The sequence below is a fragment of the Bacillus sp. UMB0728 genome, assembly GCF_002858875.1.
Lineage (GTDB): Bacteria > Bacillota > Bacilli > Bacillales > Cytobacillaceae > Bacillus_AB > Bacillus_AB infantis.
In genome coordinates, this window is sequence record NZ_PKLA01000003.1 from 676,620 (window position 1) to 699,050 (window position 22,431).

A 22,431-nucleotide genomic window follows, 5' to 3' on the forward strand; every position below is an offset into this window, starting at 1 on the left:
CTATAACTGAAATAGTGATATTCTTCAGTCTGTTCAGGAATCTGCCGGATTATGCTTTCTCTTCCAAAAAGTCATAAGGGGTGATGGATCCCATGCCTATCATGGGATCTGCATTCATGAGCTTTACTTCGTATGGAACCTCTTCGGCTTCTTCGCCTGCTTCTTCCTGGCCTGTCTGCTCTGGAGCTTCCCCAAGTGCATCCTGAAGCCGTTTTGTCAGGGAAGTCAGCCTTGCCTGCTCTTCCGCCCTCTGCACCCCGGATCTCAGCGCTGATTCTTCACCGCAAAGGATGAGAAACTGTCTGCTTCTCGTAATGGCTGTATAAATCAGGTTCCTTCTGAGCATGCGGTAATAGCTCCGGACGATCGGCATAATGACAATCGGAAACTCGCTTCCCTGTGATTTATGGACAGAGCAGCAGTAGGCAAGCGTAATCTGGCTGAGGTCCTGCCTTGTATAGGTTGCTTCGTTACCATCAAAAGAAACAACGATCATATCCTGCTTTTCGGTATTTTCCTTTGCATAGAAGACAGATACAATTTCGCCCATATCGCCGTTAAATACGTTATTTTCCGGCTGGTTGACCAGCTGAAGGACCTTATCTCCCACCCTGTATTTCACATCACCGAAAGATAGCTCCTTCCTGGTGCCATCAGGATTGGGGTTTAAAATTTCCTGAAGGATCTTATTCAGATTATCAATTCCTGCCGGCCCCCTGTACATGGGAGCGAGAACCTGAATATCCCTGGACCTGTAGCCTTTTTTCCTGGCATTCAGGACTACCTTTTCAACCACATCGGCAATCTGGGCAGGGCTGCACTTAAGGAATGATCTGTCGGCCTGCTGGACCGCGATATCATCAGGAAGACCGCCTTTTTTGATTTCGTGCGCCAGCTCAATGATGGATGAGCCTTCTGCCTGCCGGTAAATATCTGTCAGCCTGACAGTGGGCACTTTTTCTGAAAGAAGGAGATCCTTCAGCACCTGGCCGGGTCCGACTGAAGGCAGCTGGTCTTCATCTCCTACCAGGATGACCTGGATGTTTTCCGGCAAAGCCTTGAACAGCTTGTTCGCCAGCCAGATGTCTACCATGGAGGTTTCATCGACTATCAGGATTTTCCCTTCCAGCGGATTGTCTTCATGGTGGTCAAAGCCTTCCGTTCCATTCCAGCCGAGCAGCCTGTGGATCGTTACAGCAGGAAGGCCGGTCGATTCGGACATCCGCTTGGCGGCCCTTCCTGTCGGGGCGGCCAGGAGGAACGGGAAAGGCTCTTCCTTTTTATAATCCTTCGGTTCCAGTGAGCAGCCATGCAGCTCAGCGTACAGTTCGACTATGCCTTTGATGACTGTTGTCTTTCCCGTTCCCGGTCCCCCCGTCAGGATAAGCATGGGACTCATCAGAGCGGTCTGGATTGCTTCTTTTTGCGAAGGGGCGTACTGCACACCTATCCTTTCCTCAAGGCTGCCAAGGGCAAGCAGGAACTCCGACTCAGGGAATTGTTCATCATACTCGGTCTGCTGCAGCAGCTGCTTGATGCTCGTTACAAGCCCCTTTTCAGCAAAATAAAGTGAGGGCAGATAAATCTGCTTATCTTCTGCCATGATCTTGCCTTCTTCTTCGAGCTTGATAACTTCCTGGGAGATGGAGCTGTATTCTATCTGATCTCTTTTATTTTCTTCAAGAAGCGACCTGGCTTTTTCCAGGAGGGTGCGGGCATGCACATAAACATTTCCGTTCTGCATGCTTTCTGTTTCCAGGATATACAGGCATGCCGCCTTGATGCGGTCAGGATGGCTTCCTGAAATGCCAAGCTGGTAGCCAAGCTCATCCGCCCTGCCGAAGCCGATGCCTTCAATATCCTCAACCAGCTTATATGGATTGGTCTGCAGAAGCTGGACCGTCTCATCCTTGTACATCTGATAAATCTTTATGCTCAGCTGGGGGCCGAAGCCATACTGATTCAGTGCAATCATTGCCTGTTCCAGACCCTGATGCTCCATAAGTGTGTCGTAAAGGAGCTTTGCTTTTTCAGAAGGAAGTTTCGGGATCTCGTCCAGGAGGGAGGGCTGGTTGAGGATTCTGGAAATCGCATTCTCCCCAAGTTTATCTACGATAGATTCTGCCGTCTTTTTCCCGATGCCTTTAAAAAGCTCGCCGGAAAGATAGCCTACTACGCCCTGCTTGGTCTGGGGGATATCCTTTCGGAAATGATTCGCCAGGAATTGAAGGCCGAATTTCGGGTGCTCCTTGAATTCCCCATAGAAAATATACGATTCATGGTCATGCACCTTCGGGAAATAGCCTGTGATGACAGCTTCCTTGTCGTCATATTCATGATTCGTCTCTTCCACCCGGATCCGGAGCACTGTATATAGATTTGATTCATTATGAAAAATAGTCACAAGATGCTTCCCTTTGATGAATTTGCCCTGTTCGGCAAAAAGATCCAGAGAATCCTGCTTCTCCATCATTATTCCCCCTTCCTAAAAGCAGGCTGATTTTTTCGGTTTGTCAGCTTTTTTCAATCAATTTCTTGCCATATCCAGCAAGCATGTGATCCGGCTGGATTTCCAGTGCTTTATCGAACATTGCAAGCGCCTTTTCAGCTTCTTCCTTGAATCCATATGCTACACCAAGATTGTAGTAGCCATCGGCATGATCAGGGTCAATTTCCACACAGCGGCTGAACTGGACGATTGCTTCGTCAATCAATTCCTGCTGGGCAAGGCAGAGTCCGTACTGGAAATGGGCTTCAGCATCCTCCCCATTCAGTTCAGTGCTTCGCTGCAGGTAAGGCAGAGCCAGCCTGGCCTGATCCAGCTGCATCAGTGTGAGTCCGAGCATGAAATAATTATCGGCTGATTCGAGCCCCTTTCTCATTGCCTGTTCAAACATATTTTTGGCCAAATCCAGCTGGTCTGCTTCGAAATAAAGATTGCCTGCACTGTAATAGGCAGCAGCGGCATTTTCATCAATTTCAATGGCCTTTTGATAAAATTTAAGGGCTTGTTCGTTTTCCCCAGCCGCGGCAAGAACATTGCCCAGATTTATATATGAAACAGGGTCAGTGCCATTTTCACTGATGGCCTCCATGAAGACCTTGGCAGCTTCCTCCCATTTCCCTTCTCTCATAAGCTCAATTCCATGCTGGTTTTTATCCATATAAACCACTCTCCATCTATGTAATGCAAGGAAGCACGCGCAGATGCGTCCCACCCTGTTTCCTTAAAAAGCAATATTGCACCATAAGGGCGTCTGCAGAAATTATATCATAAAGACGCGGCCGATTTCTGCTTGGCGTAAGCCGATACTTCATTCCAGAAAAAAGCCCCGATTCCTGCTGGACCGGGGCATTGCTCAGCCGACATATGTCAGCATTTGTTCATTGTTGAATACGCGGTCGATTGTTCCGCCTCCAAGGCAGACTTCGCCATCATAAAACACGACAGCCTGGCCAGGTGTAACAGCTCTGATAGGCGAATGGAAGGTTACCTTTGCCTGTCCATTCTCAAGCAGTGTGACTGTTACTGAATTATCCGGCTGGCGGTATCTGAATTTTGCTGTGCACTCGAAAGTTTCGCCTGGCGCTTTTGAAACCCAGCTGACCTTGTCAGCAATGATGGAATCTGAAAAGAGCTTTTCATTGTCGAAGCCCTGGCCAACGTATAAAACATTGCGCTTCAGGTCCTTCCCGATGACAAACCAGGGATCGCCTGCACCGCCGATGCCAAGTCCATGGCGCTGGCCGATTGTATAGTACATCAAGCCGTCATGTCTCCCTACCGTTTCGCCTTCCATTGTTTCCATGCTGCCGGGCTGTGCAGGCAGATAGTTGCCAAGGAACTCTTTGAAATTGCGTTCGCCAATAAAGCAGATTCCTGTACTGTCCTTTTTCGCAGCTGTGGCAAGACCGGCCTTCTTGGCAATTTCCCTTACCTCGGATTTCTCTATGCTGCCGATCGGGAACATGACCTTGGAAAGCTGCTCTTCAGTGAGCTGGTTCAAGAAGTAAGTCTGGTCTTTATTTTCATCAAGTCCGCGCAGCATCTTCACGCCATTTTCCCCATGCTCCACTCTCGCATAATGCCCTGTCGCGAGGTAATCTGCGCCAAGGCTCATCGCGTGCTCAAGAAACGCTTTGAATTTAATTTCCTTATTGCACATCACATCAGGATTTGGCGTGCGGCCTGCTTTATATTCATCAAGAAAATACGTAAATACTTTATCCCAATACTGTTTTTCAAAATTAACAGCATAATAAGGGATGCCAATCTGGTTGCAGACCCTGATGACATCTTCATAGTCTTCTGTTGCGGTACAGACGCCGTTCTCGTCTGTATCGTCCCAGTTTTTCATAAAAATGCCGATAACATCATAGCCCTGCTCTTTAAGAAGCAGTGCGGCCACAGATGAATCGACACCTCCTGACATTCCGACGACCACCCGGGTATCTTTAGGGGATTTTGCCATCTTCCTCACCTCTCTTGTGTTTCGGCTTTTATCGTAAAGGGCAGAAATGTTTCCTTCTCCCCTTTGGCTGCTGCCAATATGACAGAGAGCTTATTTCCTAAGCCTCTGGATGATTTTTGCCGTTTCTTCCCCGGCTTTTGCAATCTGCTCCACGGAATTTGTAAATCCGAAGCTGAAGCGGATCGAATTGGCCAGCCGTCCGGAATTCTTTCCAAACATGGCGACTAGGACATGCGACGGATCGATCGATCCTGCTGTGCAGGCAGAGCCGCTTGATGCGGCAATCCCTGCCAGATCGAGATTGACGAGCATGCTTTCGACGTTAGTTCCGGGAAAGCTTAAGTTTAAAACATGGGGGAGCGTGTTATCAAGTAATCCGTTCGGGCAGAATTCCACACCGGCTTCCTCAAGCTTTGACATGAAGACCCGCTTGAATTCACGGTATTTCCGGACGCTTTCCTCCCTGTTTTCGGAGGCAATGCTGACAGCTACCTGAAAACCGGCTATAGAAGCAACATTTTCCGTGCCTGCACGGCGCTTCCTTTCCTGTTCCCCGCCATACATCCTCGGGGAAAACAGCTTTGCAGCCTTGTTTTTATACAGGAAGCCGATCCCTTTTGGCCCATTGATTTTGTGGGCCGATACTGAAAGGAAATCCACATTCAGTTCATTCACATCCAGTTTTTCCAGCCCGTATGCTTGGACAGCATCAGTATGGAAATAGGCAGGATGATCCTTCAGGAGTGCACCAATTTCCCTGATCGGCTGGATGGTCCCGACCTCGTTATTGCCGTACATGATTGTCACGAGAATCGTGTCATCCCTCAGCGCTTTCCGGACATCTTCCACTTTTATAATCCCGGTTTCATCTACAGGGAGAAAAGTGACTTCAAAGCCCTGCTGTTCAAGCTGCCTGCAGGTATGGAGAACCGCATGGTGTTCAATCTCAGTTGTTATGATATGCCCTCCGTCCGGGCGGCCTGCAGCAGTTCCAAGGATCGCCAGGTTATCAGCCTCTGTGCCCCCGCTCGTAAAGATGATATCAGTTGCATGCGCACCGATGCTCCTGGCAAGGGATTCCCTTGCTTCATCGACAATATTCCGTGCACTTCTTCCATAAAAGTGGATACTCGACGGGTTCCCGAAATCTGACTGCATTACTTCAAGCATCCGCTCAATGACGCGCGGATGCATGGGAGAGGTTGCAGCATGATCAATATAAATTCTATCCAATCCATTCACCTTCTAATTGAATTCCTTTTATACAGCTATGCCCAGCTGTGTGTTTTTTAAAATCCAGCCCGCTCGCAAAAAGCCGGTGCCGGGACTAAATATAAAACATATAAGCATCAGATTCGCCGCTGTCTGTATGGTTTGCCAGATCCTCCAGCGTCGTGCTGTCCAGCACTTCCTTGACAGCATCCCTGATCCTCATCCAAAGCTCTCTTTTCGCAGGCTCTTCGTCTTCAATGCCTTCGACAGGGCTGATCGGCCCTTCAAGCACCCTGATGATATCGCCTGAAGTGATATCGGCAGGCTCATGGCCAAGCACATATCCGCCATAGGCACCGCGAATGCTTCTGACAAGTCCGGCGTTGCGGAGCGGAGCAATCAGCTGCTCGAGATAGTGCTCGGAAAGATCATTTGTCTGGGCGATAGATTTCAAGGAGATCGGCCCTTCTCCATGTTTTTTAGCCAATTCAATCATAATAGTCAAGCCATAGCGGCCTTTAGTGGAAATCTTCATGAACTTGCACCTCGATCTTGTTCTTTTAATGAAGGAGCACTTATGCCTCCCTTTTTGCTGCGCAGCTTTTCAAGCCATTTATCTGTCAATGTCTGGCATTGCGGCAGGGCAAGCCCCACCAGCGGCCCGATGACAAGCGTATAAAGAATTGTCGCCCAGAAAATCGGTCCGCCTAGCAGCCAGCCTGCAGCCAGGACCAGCAGCTCCATAGCACCGCGGACATCGCGGATTTTCCGGCCAGTCTTGGCTGCCAGGGCAATCATCAAACTGTCACGGGGCCCTGCCCCGAATTGGGCGGAGATATAAAGCCCCATTCCATAAGCATTAATAATGATGCCAGCGACAAGCATAATTATTTTTCCACCCAGACTGCCTGGAGTCTGCATGAAAGGCAGCATCATGTAAAAATCAATGAACACTCCGATTAAAAGCATATTCAGAAATGCCCCGACTTGGGGGATCTCCCCTGAAAGCAAGGCAGCGGCCGTCAGAATGACGAGCCCTACAATGATTGACCAGCTTCCGATCGTCAGGCCTGCCTGATAAAAAAGGCCGACATGGAGGACATCCCAGGGTGTTGCCCCAAGCTCGGCCTTTATAAGGAGCACGATGCCAAGGGCCATAATGAGAAGGCCTGAAAAAAACACTGCAAAACGGGGCCCTGTCTGCCCTTTTCTTTTTCTTATCATTGGTTTCTTCTGCTCCCTGTGCCAGAATGGCTTTTATATTAAATTTTACCAAAATGCTTAGTAATTATATAGACTTTTGACATTATAGCATATTTTCGTGTCTTTATGCAGAAGGCGCCCGCCCTTCTGCTGCCGGCAGGAGCCTTCCTTTTTCCTTTAGAAACCCATTTGCGGTACACTAATGATAAGAATCGGATCGGGAAACCGCTCATCCGCTATCAACTACATTGGCTGGAGAGATGCATAATGAATACCAAGCCGCTTGCCTTCCGCATGAGGCCTAAATCAATTGAAGATATCATCGGCCAGGAACATCTGGTCGGCGAAGGGAAAATCATATACAGAATGGTGAAGGCAAGGCAGCTTTCTTCCATGATCCTTTACGGGCCGCCGGGGATCGGAAAGACTTCGATAGCCAGCGCCATTGCCGGCAGCACACAATTTGCCTTCCGGACATTGAATGCTGTTACAAATAATAAGAAGGATATGGAAGTTGTGGCTGCTGAAGCCAAGATGTCCGGAAAAGTCATACTCCTCCTTGATGAGGTTCACCGCCTGGATAAGGCCAAGCAGGATTTTCTCCTTCCTTACCTGGAGAATGGGATGATCGTGCTGATCGGCGCCACAACAAGCAATCCCTACCATGCAATCAATCCCGCAATACGGAGCCGCTGCCAAATCTTTGAGCTTAAGCCGCTTTCTGAAGAGGATATAAAGAAAAGCCTGCTCAGAGCCCTGCAGGACAAAGAAAACGGCTTTGGGAATGAAAAAGTTGAAATAGATGAGGATGCACTGTCCCATTTGGCTTCTTCCTCCAACGGGGATGTGCGCAGCTCCCTTAATGCCCTTGAGCTGGCAGTCCTCTCAACAGAAAAAGATGAAAATGGAGTGATCAGCATTTCTCTCGGTACTGCCGAAGAATGCCTGCAGCGAAAAAGCTTTGTCCATGATAAGGACGGTGATGCCCACTATGATGTGCTGTCTGGATTCCAGAAAAGCATCCGCGGCAGCGATGTAAACGCCGCCCTTCATTATCTGGGAAGACTGATAGAAGCCGGAGATCTTGTGAGCATCAGCAGGAGACTGCTTGTCATTGCTTACGAAGATATCGGGCTTGCAAGCCCGCAGGCTGGTGCCCGCACCCTCGCAGCCATTGAAACCGCTGAAAGAATCGGGTTTCCGGAGGCGCGCATCCCGCTGGCAAATGCAGTGATTGAATTATGCTTATCTCCCAAATCAAACTCAGCTTATTCTGCCCTTGATGCAGCAATCGCCGATATCCGGGCCGGCAAAAGCGGCGAAGTGCCCCAGCACCTGAAGGACGCCCATTACAAAGGCGCCAAGGAGCTTGGCAGAGGGATTGATTATAAATATCCCCATGATTTTCCCGGAGGCTGGGTGAAGCAGCAGTACCTGCCTGATAAAATAAAGAACAAAATCTATTATGAGCCTAAAACAACCGGTAAATTCGAACAGGCCCTCGCCGCTATATATGAAAAACTTAACAAAAGCAGATGAAGAATCTCAACTTACAAAGGGGCTGTCCACACACAGGGACAGCCCCTTTTGTTGAATAAGATCATTTGTGCAGGTGACGATAAGAAATAAAGGAAAAGGAGGGCGGAGCATGACAGCCAAAAATAAAAAATGGACTGCCGAAGAGGACCGGCTCCTCATGGAAGCAATCGAAGAAGGAACAAACCAGGGACGTACGAAACAGGCCTGCTATGAAGATGCCGCCCAAAAGCTTGCAAGAACGGCTACTGCCTGCAGGGCAAGGTATAACAGTCTGCTGAAATATCAGGACGCTCCTTCTGTGAAGCAGGATGATTGTGAAGATCCTGCTCCTGGAGATATCCTGGACCTCAGCAATGGATTAGCATTCCTTCAAAAGCTGCAGTCCTTAATTCCGCTCGTAAATGAACAAAAAGCACTGCAGGAGGAGTCGGCCAAACTCGCAGAAAGAAACAAGCTCCTGGAAAAGGAATTAGAAGACAAACATTCAAAACTTCAGGAATACCTTCAGAAATATGAGGAAATGTTCGGGATACTGAAAGAAGCGGGGATCATGGCCGAGGAAGCTGGAATTGGGGTTAAAGTGGTTCATTAAAATATTGTCTAATTTATTGTAACCAATTGGAATAGATTGCAGATCTTTTCATTACCGAATAAAGTTATCAAACCCTGTTGATTGGAGTGCAAGGCACGAAGACTCCTGCGGGAAATAGCGGAAGAGTTGAGACCCCGCAGGAGCTTGCTCCGAGGAGGCTCAACTCCGCCCCGCGGAAAGCGAAATGCCTGGAACGCAAATCAACAGCCCCCCTCTAAAAAGGAAAATTGATCCCAATGCAATCAAATTTAATTTCCGAAGGGTATATAAGTGTTAAGATCTCCAACCAAAGGAACAAATACAGAGATAATGCCTTGTAATGAGGACTTAATAAATTTAATAGTAAATCCTAGCACTCCCGAACAAAGTTATGAACCCTGTTGATTGGAGTGGAAGGCACGTAGACTCCTGCGGGATTGCAGCGGCAGAGCTGAGACCCCGCAGGAGGGACGACGAGGAGGCTCAGCGCCGCCCCGCGTAAAGCGAAGTGCCTGGAACGCAAATCAACAGCCCCCTTCCAAGTGGAAAATTTCGTCTTGAACACATATAAAAGAGCACCACAGTAACTGCAGTGCTCTTCAACAAGGCTTCCTTATTTATCATTAACCCTAACAATCTTAATATCCTTCAGCAGATCCCTCACCACATAGCTTGCCATGACCAGTCCGGCTACAGAAGGAACAAATGCGTTCGAAGAAGGAGGCATTTTCGCTTTGCGGATTTTGGCATCGTCCTTGCCTACTTCCTTCCTTACCTCCTCACGGATCACAATCGGGCTTTCATCTGAAAACACAACCGGAATCCCCTTGCGGATTCCTTCTTTGCGCAGACGGGTGCGGATCACCTTGGCAATCGGATCGGTATGCGTCTTAAAAATATCAGCAATCTGGAACCTGGTTGGATCCATTTTATTGGCTGCGCCCATGCTCGAAATCATCGGGATGTCCCTCTTCAGGCACTCCTTGATCAGGTGAATTTTATAAGAAATCGTATCACTGGCATCTACTACATAATCCAGCCCGTAAGCAAAAATCTCCTCATAAGTTTCTTCTGTATAAAACATTTTTAAAGCGATCACTTCACAGTCAGGATTGATGTCCTTGATGCGTTCCTTCATTAAATCTGCCTTCGGTTTCCCGACAGTCGAAACCAAAGCAATGATCTGGCGGTTGACATTGGTAATATCAACATCATCCTTATCAATTAAAATGAGCTTCCCGACTCCTGAACGCGCCAATGCTTCTGCAGCAAATGAGCCCACTCCTCCAATTCCAAGGACTGCCACTGTACTGTTTTTCATTGTTTCAAGGCCTTCCTGGCCAATCGCAAGTTCGTTTCGTGAAAATTGGTGCAGCATATATCTCAACTCCATTTTCATTTTTTGAATAAATATGCCTGTATCAGGGGCATTTTCGCTCATACGGCCCCTTTATCTCTTATGTATCTATTACCCGATAATGAATATATCATACTTCATTATAAAAACAAGTATTTCTATGGGAATTAAGGGCAGTGAACAATAAAAAAACCACGCCTGTAAGCATGGTTTAGCATTCGTATGTAAGAAGAGTCCCAATTGTGCCGTCGCCTTGGATGCCTTCGTTTTGAACCCGCACTCAGCAGGTGGGTGCCCTATTCCCGCTTGTGTAAGTCCCCTAGCCAGAGGCGTTTACGCCGCAAGGAAATCCGGGCTCCCGAAGGAATAATGTTAGGTCAAAATGTCAGGTGAAACAACGAACACATTAGGACTCTTCTGTTATTGATAGTATAGTATCATATCCCGCCTGCCAGTATCAAGGAATAAGGGATAGGTAATTACTCACTTTTTTTCAGGTTAAGCTGCAGGTGAAGGTCGTTCAGCTGTGCCTCGCTTACTTCGCCGGGTGCATTGGTCAGGAGACAGCTTGCACTTGCCGTTTTCGGGAAAGCGATCGTATCCCTCAGGTTCGAGCTTCCGGCCAGCAGCATCACAAGGCGGTCAAGGCCAAGCGCAATGCCGCCGTGCGGAGGAGTACCGTATTCAAACGCTTCGAGCAGGAATCCGAATTGCTCCCTTGCCTCCTCCTTGCTGAAGCCAAGAACAGAGAACATTTTTTCCTGGATCTCGCGTTCAAAGATACGCAGTGAGCCTCCGCCGAGCTCATATCCATTCAGCACAAGGTCATAAGCCTGGGCCTTTACCTTTGAAGGATCAGTATCAAGGTATTCCAGGTCTTCGCGGTTTGGCATTGTAAATGGATGGTGGGCAGCATAGTAGCGGCCTTCTTCTTCATCAAATTCAAGCAGCGGCCATTCTGTCACCCAAAGGAAATTGAAGAGGGACTGGTCGATAAGTCCAAGCTCTTTGCCAAGCTTCAGGCGCAGGGCCCCAAGTGCGTCAGCGACGACGCTTTTCTTATCGGCCACAAATAGGAGCAGGTCTCCTGTCTCGACTCCCAGCAGTTCTTTAATAGCTGCCTGCTCTTCCTCTGCAACAAATTTTGCAATCGGCCCTTTTAAGCCTTCTTCTTCTGCTTTCAGCCAAGCCAGACCCTTAGCACCATATCTTGAAGCAAATTCTGTCAGCGCATCAATGTCCTTGCGGCTGTATTTGGAGGCAGCGTCTTTCACATTGATTGCTTTGACTTCCCCGCCGGAAGAAATCGCACCTGCAAATACTTTGAAGCCTGAATTGCTCAGTGTTTCAGAGAGGTTGACCAGCTCCATTGCAAAACGGGTGTCCGGCTTATCAGAGCCGTAGCGGTCCATCGCTTCCTGATAGGTCATGCGCTGGATGGGCAGTGTGATATCAATGCCCTTAACCTCTTTCATCACCTTCGTCATCATCTGCTCTGTCATAGAAATGATGTCTTCCTGGCTCATAAAGCTTGTTTCAATATCGATTTGCGTGAATTCCGGCTGTCGGTCTGCACGGAGATCCTCATCACGGAAACAGCGGGCAATCTGATAGTATCTTTCAATTCCGCCCACCATTAAAAGCTGCTTAAAGATTTGAGGAGACTGCGGCAAAGCATAAAACTCGCCAGGATGGACCCTGCTTGGAACGAGATAATCGCGGGCTCCTTCAGGTGTACTCTTCGTCAGGATAGGCGTTTCAATATCAAGGAAGCCCTCGCTGTCCAGGTAATCCCGGATTGACTTTGTCACCTGGTGGCGCATCTTGAAGGTTTCGAACATAACGGGGCGCCTGAAGTCAAGATAGCGGTATTTCAGTCGCACATCTTCCGATACATCTGTCTGGTCAGCGATCACGAACGGCGGTGTCTTCGCTTCATTGATGATTGTTACTGCTTCTGCACTGACTTCAATCTTGCCTGTAGGCAGGTTTTCGTTAATTGTGCCAGGTTCCCTTGCAACAATCTTTCCTTCCACACTCAGTACATATTCATTCCTGATTTTTTCAGCTGCAGCGAGAGCCTCAGGGGAAGTTTCAGGATTGAACACTACCTGTACCAGTCCCGTGCGGTCCCTTAAATCAATGAAAATCAATCCGCCCAAATCACGGCGTTTCTGAACCCAGCCTTTGAGTGTAACTTTTTCACCTATGCTTTTTTCTGTTACTTCTCCGCAGAAATATGTTCTCCCAAACATACATTAACCCCCTATAAGCTCTTTTAATTGGTCTATGAATGAATCCAGGCTGACTTCGGTCTGATCACCGGTTTCCATGGACTTCACATTGATCTTGCCTGCTTTCAATTCATCTTCCCCAAGGACGGCTACATATTTTGCGTTCATGCGGTCAGCTGCCTTGAATTGTGTTTTGATCTTTCTGTCCAGATAATCTCTTTCTGCGGAAATACCTGCCATGCGCAGCTTATGCAGGAGGCCGACAGAATAATCCTTCGCCTCTTCCCCAAGAGCCACGAGATAGCAGTCAATTCCTTCATTAACAGGAAGCTTGATACCTTCTGCCTCCAAAGCTGACAGAAAGCGTTCAATGCTGAATGCAAAGCCGATGCCCGGTGCTTCCGGTCCGCCGATTTCCTCAGTCAGGCCATTATAGCGCCCTCCGCCGCAAAGAGTCGTGATCGCTCCGAAGCCTTCAGCATCACTCATAATTTCGAAGGCAGTATGGTTATAATAATCCAGGCCGCGCACGAGATTTGGATCGACCGTAAAGTCGATGGATACATCCGCCAGGTACTGCTGCACTTTCTCAAAGTACTTCTTTGAATCTTCATTGAGAAAATCGAGAATGGAAGGGGCAGTCTGCATCAATTCGTGCTCTCTGTCCTTTTTGCAGTCCAGAATCCTCATCGGATTTTTTTCCAGCCTGTTTTGACAGTCAGAACAGAACTCTCCGATCCTCGGCTTGAAATGGGCAATCAGCGCCTCGCGGTGGCTGTTCCTGCTTTCTTTATCGCCCAGGCTGTTGATGACCAGCTTGAGCTTCTTCAGTCCCAGTTCTTTGTAGATGCTCATAGCCAGGGCAATCACTTCTGCGTCAATGGCTGGATCCGAGCTCCCCAGCGCCTCTACCCCGAATTGTACAAATTGCCTGAAGCGGCCTGCCTGAGGGCGTTCATAACGGAACATCGGGCCTGTGTAATAAAGCTTTACAGGCTGATTGGCATTGCCATGCATCTTATTTTCGACAAATGACCGTACAGTCGGTGCAGTGCCTTCAGGCCTCAGTGTCAGGCTGCGCCCGCCGCGGTCCTCGAAGGTATACATTTCTTTTTGGACGATGTCCGTTGTATCTCCGACCCCTCTCAGGAAGAGTTCGGTATGCTCGAAAATTGGCGTCCGGATTTCCTGGTACTGAAACCTGCTGCACAGCTCTCTCGCTTTTCCTTCAATATACTGCCACTTTTCCGATTCTCCAGGAAGGATATCCTGGGTACCCCTCGGTATATTCATTGCCATTTCCTGTTTCCTCCTAGCATTCCTATGTATACTAACAGGGCACACCGGGGACATGCTGCGCTTTTTAAATGCAAAAAACTCCCGTCCCTTGTATTCCCATACAAGGGACGGGAGTTAGATCCCGTGGTGCCACCCTAATTGAAGGCATAACCATCATGCACTTCCACTTTTACAGTTAACGCCTGTCAACGTTCAGCCCCTACTAAAACGGTCCGCTTTTTCAGGGAGAATCCTACGGAGTGTTCATTCATCAAGCTGCCATGCAGAAATGCTTTCAGCCCAGGGCATTTCCTCTCTTTTCACACATTTCTCAACTACTGTTCTCCATCATCAGTGTTCAATATGAATAGTGATTTTATTTATCTAATCATAAAGACCATTTCAGCCATTGTCAAGGGGTAAAAGAGACGGTGACAGTATTTCCGGAAGGCTCTTTCCCCTGTGCGGCTGCACCTCTCTAGGAACGCTCAAGCTTCCTCTTCAGCTTCCTGACATCCCCGATGCTGAGGCCGAATTCCGAAGCAAGTTCGTACATGCCGGAACCCTGCTCCTTCTGGATGAAATCGTGGAAGTCCACTCCAAACAGCTGATTTCCGTTCTCATGGGCATGCATGCCCTTTTCTCCAAATCTCATCAGACCACCCTACCCGAAAAGTTTTTTATTCTTTCAGTATGTCTTGAAAGCCTCTTAAACATTCCCTTGGCAGCCAATTAAATTGCCTTTTCAGCTAATGGCTAAAATTGGACAGCAAAATTCCGATATTAACAGCAGGGGTTTTATGTTCTAAAATAGAACTTATATTTATACACTCCATGATTTTGCAAAAGGAGGGGACTTTTTGTTAAAAAGCAGCAACATATTACTATTTCTATGCTTCATCCTTTTAGCAGGGGGAGTATGGAGGCCATCCGAAAGCACTGCCGCATCCGGCGGAACAGCACTGATCGCAGACAGCGGAGTGAATATCCGCGGCGGCCCGGGGCTCAGCTATTCGATTGTCAAACAGGCAGCCAAAGGGGACCGGTATCCGATCCTGAAGGAAAGCGGGGACTGGCTGCAGCTCAACCTTGGCGGCGGATCGACAGGATGGGTTGCGGGCTGGCTGGCAGTGAAGGAAGCTGGAAAGAAAGAATCCGCCTCTGTATCTTCAGGCGGGACTGTCACAGCTGATGGATTGCGGGTCAGGTCAAATCCCGGTACAGATGCCTCGGTCATAGCTGTCCTGAATAAAGGGCAAAAGGCCGGCATTATTGAAAAAGAGGGAAATTGGGTCAGGATTACCGGCTCATTCGGAAATGGCTGGGTCTCCGCAGATTTTATCACAGAGGGAAGCAGCAAAGCCGAAGCAGCTTCGGCTGCTGAAGGAACAGTCACAGGTGATTCATTGAACGTCAGGAGCGCTCCCGGAACACAGGGCACGGTCCTCGGGAAGCTTCAAAGCGGTGACAGGGTCAGCATTGTATCCGATAACGGGAGCTGGACAGAAATTATCTTCCGCGGCAATCATGCATGGGTGAGCAGCGAGTTCATTTCTTCTTCCAAAAGCTTAAGCCAGAACCCAAGTGCCGGCAGCAGCGCGAAGCCATCAGGAAGACTGACGGGAACAGTTACTGCCCAGACCTTAAATCTCAGGGATACAAGCTCCTTGAATGGGAAAGTTCTCGGATCGGTTTCAAAAGGCGAAACCTATTCAATTATTGAAGAAAAGAACAATTGGGCAAAAATTGAGTACAAGCCCGGTTCATATGGCTGGATAGCAGCATGGTATCTCGATAAGTCAGAGGTTTCCCCTGCAAACGGCAGCAAACCGGCAAAAGGCAGCACCATCACCATACTACATAACGGAACAAATATCAGGAAAGATGCCAGCACAGGAAGCTCTGTGCTGCAATTGGCCAACTCAGGGGAATCGTTCGAGGTGCTGGGCCGTGAGAAAGACTGGTACAAAATCAGCTTGGACGGGAAGGCAGGCTATGTAGCCGGATGGATCGTTTCCTTGAGCGGAAGCTCGCCCCAGATCGAAAAGCCGGGCGCAGAGCTTCACCTGCAGGGGAAAACCATCGTCCTTGATCCCGGCCACGGCGGCCGCGACAATGGCACAACCGGAGCGCGGGGAACCCAGGAGAAAACTGTTACCATTCAAACAGCCCAGCTTCTGTACAGCAAGCTGAAAGCTGCGGGCGCCAATGTAATCTTAACAAGATCCACTGACACCTATATCCCGCTCAGCTCGAGGGTCGGCTCCGCATCATACCATAATGCCGATGCTTTCATCAGCCTGCATTATGACAGCATAAATGACAAAAGTGTCCGCGGCATGACGGTTTACTATTATCATGGATTCCAAAAGCCTCTCGCCGAGAGCGTCCACAGCTCCCTGGCCGCCCAGACGAAGCTGAAGGACCGCGGTGTGCGGGCCGGCGATTATTTTGTCATCAGAGAAAATAATAAAAATGCCATTCTCCTTGAATTAGGCTATCTGAGCAACCCGGCAGAAGAAATGCTCGTTACCTCCCCTCAGTATCAGGAGGCAGCTGCAGCCGGCATTTATCAGGGCCTTGCCCGGTATTTTAAAAGATATTAATGCGATAGAGAGATCCTTCAAATTGAAGGTCTCTCTATTTTTTCAAAAAAAAAAACAGCCTTCTCAGACTGTCATTTGCTTTCTATTATCAGTGTGACCGGTCCGTCATTCACCAGGCTGACGTCCATCATGCTGCCAAACTGCCCTGTTTCTGTTTTAATGCCCTTTTCCCGGAGAAGCCCATTGAACGCCTCATAGATTTGAAGGGCATGGTCAGGCCTGGCCGCTTCCATGAAGTTTGGCCTTCTTCCTTTACGGCAGTCGCCGTATAGAGTGAACTGGGACACAGAAAGAATTTCTCCCCCAACATCCAGCAAAGATCTGTTCATCTTGCCCTCTTCATCTTCAAATACGCGGAGATTGGCAATTTTATCAGCCAGATATTCAGCATCTTTCACCCCATCCTCATGGGTGACGCCCACTAGCAAAACAAATCCGCGGGAAATGCTGCCTACAGCCTTTCCTTCTACAGTCACACTCGCTTCTTTGCTTCGCTGAACAACTACTCGCATTTTGTATACCCCTTAGTTCATGATACGTCTGACAGAATAGATGTCAGGAATCTGCTTGATGCGGTCCACAACTTTCTGCAGATGGCTTACATTTGTGATGCTGATCGACATATTGATGGTAGCCATTTTATTGCGGTCCGATTTGCCAGACACTGCAGATATATTTGTTTTGGTTTCATTGACGGCCTGCAGCACTTCGTTCAGAAGGCCGCGGCGGTCATAGCCGTTGATTTCAATCTCGACATTATATTCTTTTTTATCATTGAGGCCTGTTTCCCATTCAACCGGGATGAGCCTTGCTTTGGCATCGGCAGTATCAATATTGGTACAGTCTGAACGGTGGACAGACACCCCCCTGCCTTTAGTGATAAAGCCGACAATTTCATCTCCCGGCACTGGATTGCAGCAGCGGGAAAGTCGGATCAGGAGATTATCAATCCCTGAAACCCTTACGCCAGATTCCCTTTTCTTGACAGAAGGGAAGGATTTCAATTCCGAAACGGCATTGGAGATATCGGTAACCTGCTCCATATCACGCTTTTTCCGCCATTTTTCGGTCAGACGGTTTGCGACCTGCAGAGCCGTGACGCCATTATAGCCGACGGCGGCATACATATCCTCTTCACTGGCAAAATTGAATTTTTCAGACACTCTCCGGACATTCTCGGCAGTCAGGATTTCTTTGATGTCAAAATCCATATTGCGGATTTCTTTTTCAACCATCTCTTTGCCTTTTTCGAAGTTTTCGTCCTTCTGCTGCTTTTTGAAAAATTGGCGGATTTTATTTTTCGCCTGAGTCGTCTGGGCAAGCTTCAGCCAATCCTTGCTCGGCCCATAGGAATGTTTGGACGTGAGAATCTCAAGGATATCACCGGTCTTCAATTTATAATCCAGAGTGACCATTTTTCCGTTAACCTTTGCACCAATTGTTTTATTGCCGATTTCGGAGTGAATCCGATAGGCAAAATCAATCGGGACAGACCCTGAAGGCAGCTCGATGACATCTCCCTTTGGCGTAAATACAAACACCATATCAGAAAAAAGGTCAATTTTCAGCGATTCCATGAATTCTTCTGCATTCACGCTATCATCCTGAAACTCGAGGATTTCCCTGAACCATGTCAGCTTTTCTTCGAAAGAAGAGCCTTCATTGACAGTTTTGCCTTCTTTATATGCCCAGTGGGCCGCAATCCCGAACTCTGCGATTTGATGCATTTCGGTTGTGCGGATCTGCACCTCAAGCGGGTCGCCCTTTGGGCCGATGACCGTTGTATGCAGAGACTGGTACATATTCGCCTTCGGCATGGCGATATAATCCTTGAACCGCCCGGGCATAGGCTTCCAGCATGTATGGATGATGCCCAGGACAGCATAGCAGTCTTTAATGCTGTTGACCACAATGCGGACCGCAAGCAGATCATAGATTTCATTGAACTGCTTATTCTGAAGCGCCATTTTCCTGTAGATGCTGTATATATGCTTCGGCCGGCCGGAAAGATCGGCTCTGATGGACACTTCATCCATCTTGCCTTTCATTTCGCCGATGACTTCCTCCAGATAGAGCTCGCGCTCGGCACGCTTTTTCTTCATCAAGTTGACAATCCGGTAATACTGCTGCGGATTGAGATAGCGGAGCGCCGTATCCTCAAGCTCCCACTTGATTTTCGAGATACCTAGGCGGTGGGCAAGCGGCGCAAAGATTTCAAGCGTCTCATTCGATATCCTGCGCTGCTTTTCAGCAGGAAGATGCTTAAGCGTCCTCATATTATGGAGCCTGTCTGCAAGCTTAATCAGGATGACCCTAATATCCTGGGCCATGGCAACAAACATTTTCCGATGGTTTTCGGCCTGCTGCTCTTCCTGTGATTTGTATTTGATTTTCCCCAGTTTTGTCACGCCATCGACTAGCATCGCAACTTCCGGATTGAATGCCTCTGAGATATCAGCCAATGTGACTTCCGTATCCTCTACAACATCATGAAGAAAACCTGCAGCAACTGTCGATGGATCCATTTCAAGATCGGCCAGGATCCCTGCCACCTGGATTGGATGGATGATGTATGGCTCCCCGGATTTCCTATATTGTTCACGATGGGCATGTTTCGCAAATTCATAGGCCTTCCGTACGACTCCGGCATGCTCCTCATTTAAATATTCTTTTGTCCTCTCGATGACTTGATCGGCGGTCAAAACCTGGTCGTTCGCCATAGAATCACCTTTATCTATATAAAGTTTAATAAGAATCCAAGCTTGCCCGGATTCTCCCTAAAATCTCCGTTTACAACCATTCAATTAATGATAGAACTGAAAAAAGAATGATTGTTACTATTATCGAAAAAAAAACCGTGGATGTAAAGGGATTGGAAGTTATTTTTATATGGAATTGAAGATTTTTGTCGAAAAAGCTCTTTTTTTGCCGGATTCTTCTTATGTTTTATTGTAAACTTTGCAGAAAAGGAAAAGCGGCGCACTATGTTGATAGTGCCCCGCTTTTTTTAAACAATTTTTTCAAAGACTATGCCTCAGTAGTTCATTAATGTAAGGATGTCATATCCGTCAAGCTTGCTACGGCCGTCAAGGTAGGTTAATTCGATCAGGAAAGCAATCCCGGCGACAACGCCTCCAAGCTCTTCGACAAGCTTGATTGTTGCGTCAATAGTGCCTCCTGTTGCCAGCAGGTCATCTGTGATCAGGACGCGCTGTCCTGGTTTGATGGCATCTTTATGGATCGTCAGTACATCTTTTCCATATTCCAGGCCATAATTGACTTTGACCGTCTCTCGCGGAAGCTTCCCTTCTTTCCTGACAGGTGCAAAGCCTACGCCAAGTGAATAAGCAACAGGGCAGCCGATGATAAAGCCGCGTGCTTCAGGCCCGACTACAAGGTCAATTTGCTTTTCTTTCGCATATTCAACGATCTGGTCAGTCGCATATTTATAAGCATCGCCATTATCCATAAGCGTTGTGATATCTTTGAATCTAATCCCGGGCTTCGGCCAGTCTTCCACTATTGTTATATATTGTTTCAAATCCATTCTTCCATTGCCTCCTCAGTATGAACCGCCCCTTGAAGGACTGCATCGAACCAGCTTTTCAGCTCCTGGTATGAAGAATACAGCAAATCGTTTTCAAGGGTGTATTGTGCATGCTTCCTTTGATATGTCGGGGATTCTGTCAGGTCCCGCTTGTTTGCCTCTTTATTAAGGGCCAAGAGCCCATTTTCCATTTTAGCAAAGTCCAGCTCAAAAAACACCTTTGACATAAAATCAATTGTTTCCCTGCTCCATCCTTTATGCTTGGCAAGCTGGTCCCCGAATTTTCTTATGTCGAATTGGCCTCTTTTGGCCAGGAATGAATAAAACCACTTAAAATGGTCCCTGTTTGGGATCGTGCTGAAATACTCGCTTTCTTCCTTATAGAAGTGGGCATAGATCCTGGCAGGGGCTTTGCCCTGAAGGAGCTTTTCCAGCATCTGTTTTGAAGGAGGCAGATCTGCAAGAACTATATGCTCTTCTTCAATCACCAGAGCTTCCGCTTCCGTTTCAGAGCTTATGAAGAAAGTTGCATCTTCCGGCAATGAAGGAATCTTTTCCCGGCTTTGGCTGTCAAAGCATATCCACTTGGTACTTGATTCAGGAAGGAGTTCCTTTAGCTGTTCAAATCTCTTGATTCCTCTCAGATCAAAAAGCTGCCATTCGGCGACAGATAAATCGTGCAGAAAAATTTGCGGTTTTCTTATATTATTCCATTCATTTATAGATAATTCACCAATTACGGATATCCGGGAATCTGCCGAGATATGATGGAACAGCTCCCCAAGGCCGAATCCGATTCCGTCCAATGCGGATGAACCCTCGCCAAGTGCCATTTTAAGATGATTCTGGCCGGAGCCTATCTTTCGCATGCTGGCAATGGGGGCATCCTTGATCAGGACGCGCGGTTTAGGATTGTCCATTCCAAAGGGGGAAAGAAGCTGCATTTGTTCTATCGCAGGCAGGCTGACATCTTCAAGGCTTACCTCGGCATCGAGGCTTGCGACCGGTATGAAATCCTCGTCACTGAGCTGCTCTTTCGCGAGGCCGTTGAGCCTTTCCCGCAGCTCCCCCACGTCGCCAAGCCCAAGCGTCATCCCAGCAGCCATCGGATGGCCACCAAAATGGGGCAGGATGTCCCTGCAGGCTGACAGATTTTTATACAAATCAAATCCGGCAATGCTTCTGGCAGACCCTTTTGCCGTCCCCTTTTCTTTATCAAAGCTGAGGACGATGGCCGGCCTGTAGAATTTATCGACAAGCCTTGACGCTACAATGCCGATCACACCGGCATTCCAGCCTTCCTTCCCGATAACGAGAACAGCATTTTCCCCTGCCGGGTACTTTTCCTCGACTTCTTTGATTGCCTCTTCGGCAATCTGGCTGACAATGGACTGCCTCTCTTTGTTCATGCTGTCAATTTCTTCAGCAATCATAGCTGCTTCTTCCCGGTCATCTGTCAGCAGCAGATGGACGGCCGGATCTGCGCTGTCCAGCCTGCCGGCAGCATTCAGCCTTGGAGCAAGCATGAACCCTATGGTTTCTTCATCTACTGCAGCCTGCTCCACATTTGCCAGCTTGAACAGCGCGAGCAGGCCGGCCCTTTTAGTCACCTTCAGCTTCTTGATCCCTCTCTGGACAAGGAGCCTGTTCTCTCCCTTCAGAGATACCAGGTCGGCCACGGTTCCTATAGCAGCAATTTCCAGAAGCTCCTCGGGGATATTTCCCAATAGGGCGTGAGCTACCTTAAAGGCCACGCCCACTCCGGCAAGCTCACGGAAAGGATAAAGGCTTCCCTCAAGCTTGGGATGGATGATAGCCAGGGCCTCCGGGAGAACCGGACCGGGTTCATGGTGGTCCGTAATGATAAGGTCCATGCCCAGCTCTTTGGCAATTGACGCCTCATGGACTGCTGATATGCCGGTATCCACCGTAATGAGCAGCTTGGTGCCAATTTCGGCCGCATGCCTGAATGCTCCCTCATTCGGGCCGTATCCCTCCGTAAACCGGTTAGGTATGTAGAAATCTACATTGGCACCCAGGCTGCGGAGCGTTATCATCATAACAGAGGTGCTTGTGACTCCGTCTGCATCATAATCCCCATATATTAAAATCGGTTCATTTTCGTTTATCGCTTTATTTATTCGTGAGACTGCAGCATCCATCCCGGCCAGGAGAAAAGGGTCGTGGAACTCCCCATTATTTCCGTACAGGAAATCCTGTGCCGATTCAGGAGTATCGAGCCCCCGATTCACTAATAATGATGCCACAATTGGACTGATTTTCAATTCGCTGATCAGTGTGTCAGCTTTATCTTTATCCGATTGACGAACAATCCATCTTGTTTTTGACTTTAACATACGTTCACCCCTCAGCTTTTCTATTATACAAGAGGGCGTACCGGGATTCAATGAA

General features: G+C 48.2%; 17 protein-coding genes, 1 other RNA gene and 1 other annotated feature. Of the genes, 3 read left to right on the forward strand and 15 right to left on the reverse strand.

Annotated features, from left to right (window positions below):
* Nucleotides 1-49: 49 nt before the first annotated feature.
* From recD2 to CYJ37_RS14520, 6 genes are all read right to left on the reverse strand, one after another.
* A complete protein-coding gene (gene recD2 / locus CYJ37_RS14495; protein ID WP_101550394.1) occupies nt 50-2,470 on the reverse strand; it encodes an SF1B family DNA helicase RecD2 in 2,421 nt (806 codons plus the stop codon).
* 43 nt (nt 2,471-2,513) lie between these two features.
* On the reverse strand, nt 2,514-3,164 hold the full coding sequence (locus CYJ37_RS14500; protein ID WP_094766993.1) for a tetratricopeptide repeat protein: 651 nt from the start codon (nt 3,162-3,164) through the stop codon (nt 2,514-2,516).
* Between the two features lie 195 nt (nt 3,165-3,359).
* A complete protein-coding gene (mnmA, locus tag CYJ37_RS14505) occupies nt 3,360-4,472 on the reverse strand; it encodes a tRNA 2-thiouridine(34) synthase MnmA (protein WP_101550396.1) in 1,113 nt (370 codons plus the stop codon).
* Between the two features lie 90 nt (nt 4,473-4,562).
* Nucleotides 4,563-5,705, reverse strand: a complete 1,143-nt coding sequence (locus tag CYJ37_RS14510) for a cysteine desulfurase family protein (RefSeq protein WP_101550398.1) — start codon at nt 5,703-5,705, stop codon at nt 4,563-4,565.
* A gap of 94 nt (nt 5,706-5,799) precedes the next feature.
* The gene (cymR, locus tag CYJ37_RS14515; RefSeq protein ID WP_009796213.1) at nt 5,800-6,219 is read right to left on the reverse strand and encodes a cysteine metabolism transcriptional regulator CymR; all 420 of its coding nucleotides are present in this window, start codon (nt 6,217-6,219) and stop codon (nt 5,800-5,802) included.
* Complete coding sequence (locus CYJ37_RS14520; RefSeq protein WP_009796212.1) at nt 6,216-6,908, reverse strand: YczE/YyaS/YitT family protein; 693 nt, start codon at nt 6,906-6,908, stop codon at nt 6,216-6,218. The genes cymR and CYJ37_RS14520 overlap by 4 nt, the downstream gene beginning before the upstream one ends.
* 246 nt (nt 6,909-7,154) lie before the next feature.
* Here CYJ37_RS14520 and CYJ37_RS14525 point away from each other — a divergent pair, with 246 nt between their 5' ends.
* Nucleotides 7,155-8,426 (forward strand): replication-associated recombination protein A, encoded by a 1,272-nt coding sequence (locus tag CYJ37_RS14525; RefSeq protein WP_009796211.1) that lies wholly within the window; start codon nt 7,155-7,157, stop codon nt 8,424-8,426.
* Between the two features lie 109 nt (nt 8,427-8,535).
* Nucleotides 8,536-9,018, forward strand: coding sequence for a Myb-like DNA-binding domain-containing protein (locus CYJ37_RS14530; protein WP_101550400.1), 483 nt, complete (start codon nt 8,536-8,538; stop codon nt 9,016-9,018).
* A 592-nt stretch (nt 9,019-9,610) separates the two neighbouring features.
* Here CYJ37_RS14530 and CYJ37_RS14540 read toward each other — a convergent pair.
* The 5 genes from CYJ37_RS14540 to CYJ37_RS27320 all read right to left on the reverse strand — a co-directional run bounded on the left by CYJ37_RS14540 (nt 9,611) and on the right by CYJ37_RS27320 (nt 14,521).
* Nucleotides 9,611-10,375: a tRNA threonylcarbamoyladenosine dehydratase gene (locus CYJ37_RS14540; RefSeq protein ID WP_009796209.1), complete on the reverse strand. Its 765-nt coding sequence runs from the start codon at nt 10,373-10,375 to the stop codon at nt 9,611-9,613.
* A gap of 208 nt (nt 10,376-10,583) precedes the next feature.
* Nucleotides 10,584-10,770: non-coding RNA, 6S RNA (gene ssrS, locus CYJ37_RS14545), on the reverse strand.
* 63 nt (nt 10,771-10,833) lie between these two features.
* A complete protein-coding gene (aspS, locus tag CYJ37_RS14550; RefSeq protein WP_094766988.1) occupies nt 10,834-12,609 on the reverse strand; it encodes an aspartate--tRNA ligase in 1,776 nt (591 codons plus the stop codon).
* Nucleotides 12,610-12,612: 3 nt separating this feature from the next.
* Complete coding sequence (hisS, locus tag CYJ37_RS14555) at nt 12,613-13,887, reverse strand: histidine--tRNA ligase (RefSeq protein WP_101550402.1); 1,275 nt, start codon at nt 13,885-13,887, stop codon at nt 12,613-12,615.
* 100 nt (nt 13,888-13,987) lie between these two features.
* Nucleotides 13,988-14,227: a binding site (T-box leader), on the reverse strand.
* A gap of 117 nt (nt 14,228-14,344) precedes the next feature.
* Nucleotides 14,345-14,521 carry a hypothetical protein gene (locus tag CYJ37_RS27320; RefSeq protein ID WP_165352527.1) on the reverse strand — a complete coding sequence of 59 codons (177 nt, stop codon included), beginning with the start codon at nt 14,519-14,521 and terminating at the stop codon, nt 14,345-14,347.
* 205 nt (nt 14,522-14,726) lie between these two features.
* Between CYJ37_RS27320 and CYJ37_RS14560 the strand changes: the two genes are divergently transcribed.
* Nucleotides 14,727-16,472 (forward strand): SH3 domain-containing protein, encoded by a 1,746-nt coding sequence (locus CYJ37_RS14560; RefSeq protein WP_009796204.1) that lies wholly within the window; start codon nt 14,727-14,729, stop codon nt 16,470-16,472.
* 71 nt (nt 16,473-16,543) lie between these two features.
* Here the strand turns inward: CYJ37_RS14560 and dtd are convergent, their stop codons facing one another.
* The 4 genes from dtd to recJ all read right to left on the reverse strand — a co-directional run bounded on the left by dtd (nt 16,544) and on the right by recJ (nt 22,376).
* On the reverse strand, nt 16,544-16,984 hold the full coding sequence (gene dtd, locus CYJ37_RS14565; RefSeq protein WP_009796203.1) for a D-aminoacyl-tRNA deacylase: 441 nt from the start codon (nt 16,982-16,984) through the stop codon (nt 16,544-16,546).
* Between the two features lie 12 nt (nt 16,985-16,996).
* Entirely contained in the window at nt 16,997-19,192 is a 2,196-nt protein-coding gene (locus CYJ37_RS14570; RefSeq protein WP_009796202.1) for a RelA/SpoT family protein, read from the reverse strand.
* A 314-nt stretch (nt 19,193-19,506) separates the two neighbouring features.
* Nucleotides 19,507-20,019 carry an adenine phosphoribosyltransferase gene (locus tag CYJ37_RS14575; RefSeq protein WP_022544223.1) on the reverse strand — a complete coding sequence of 171 codons (513 nt, stop codon included), beginning with the start codon at nt 20,017-20,019 and terminating at the stop codon, nt 19,507-19,509.
* A complete protein-coding gene (recJ, locus tag CYJ37_RS14580) occupies nt 20,010-22,376 on the reverse strand; it encodes a single-stranded-DNA-specific exonuclease RecJ (protein WP_101550404.1) in 2,367 nt (788 codons plus the stop codon). The genes CYJ37_RS14575 and recJ overlap by 10 nt, the downstream gene beginning before the upstream one ends.
* Nucleotides 22,377-22,431: the final 55 nt, after the last annotated feature.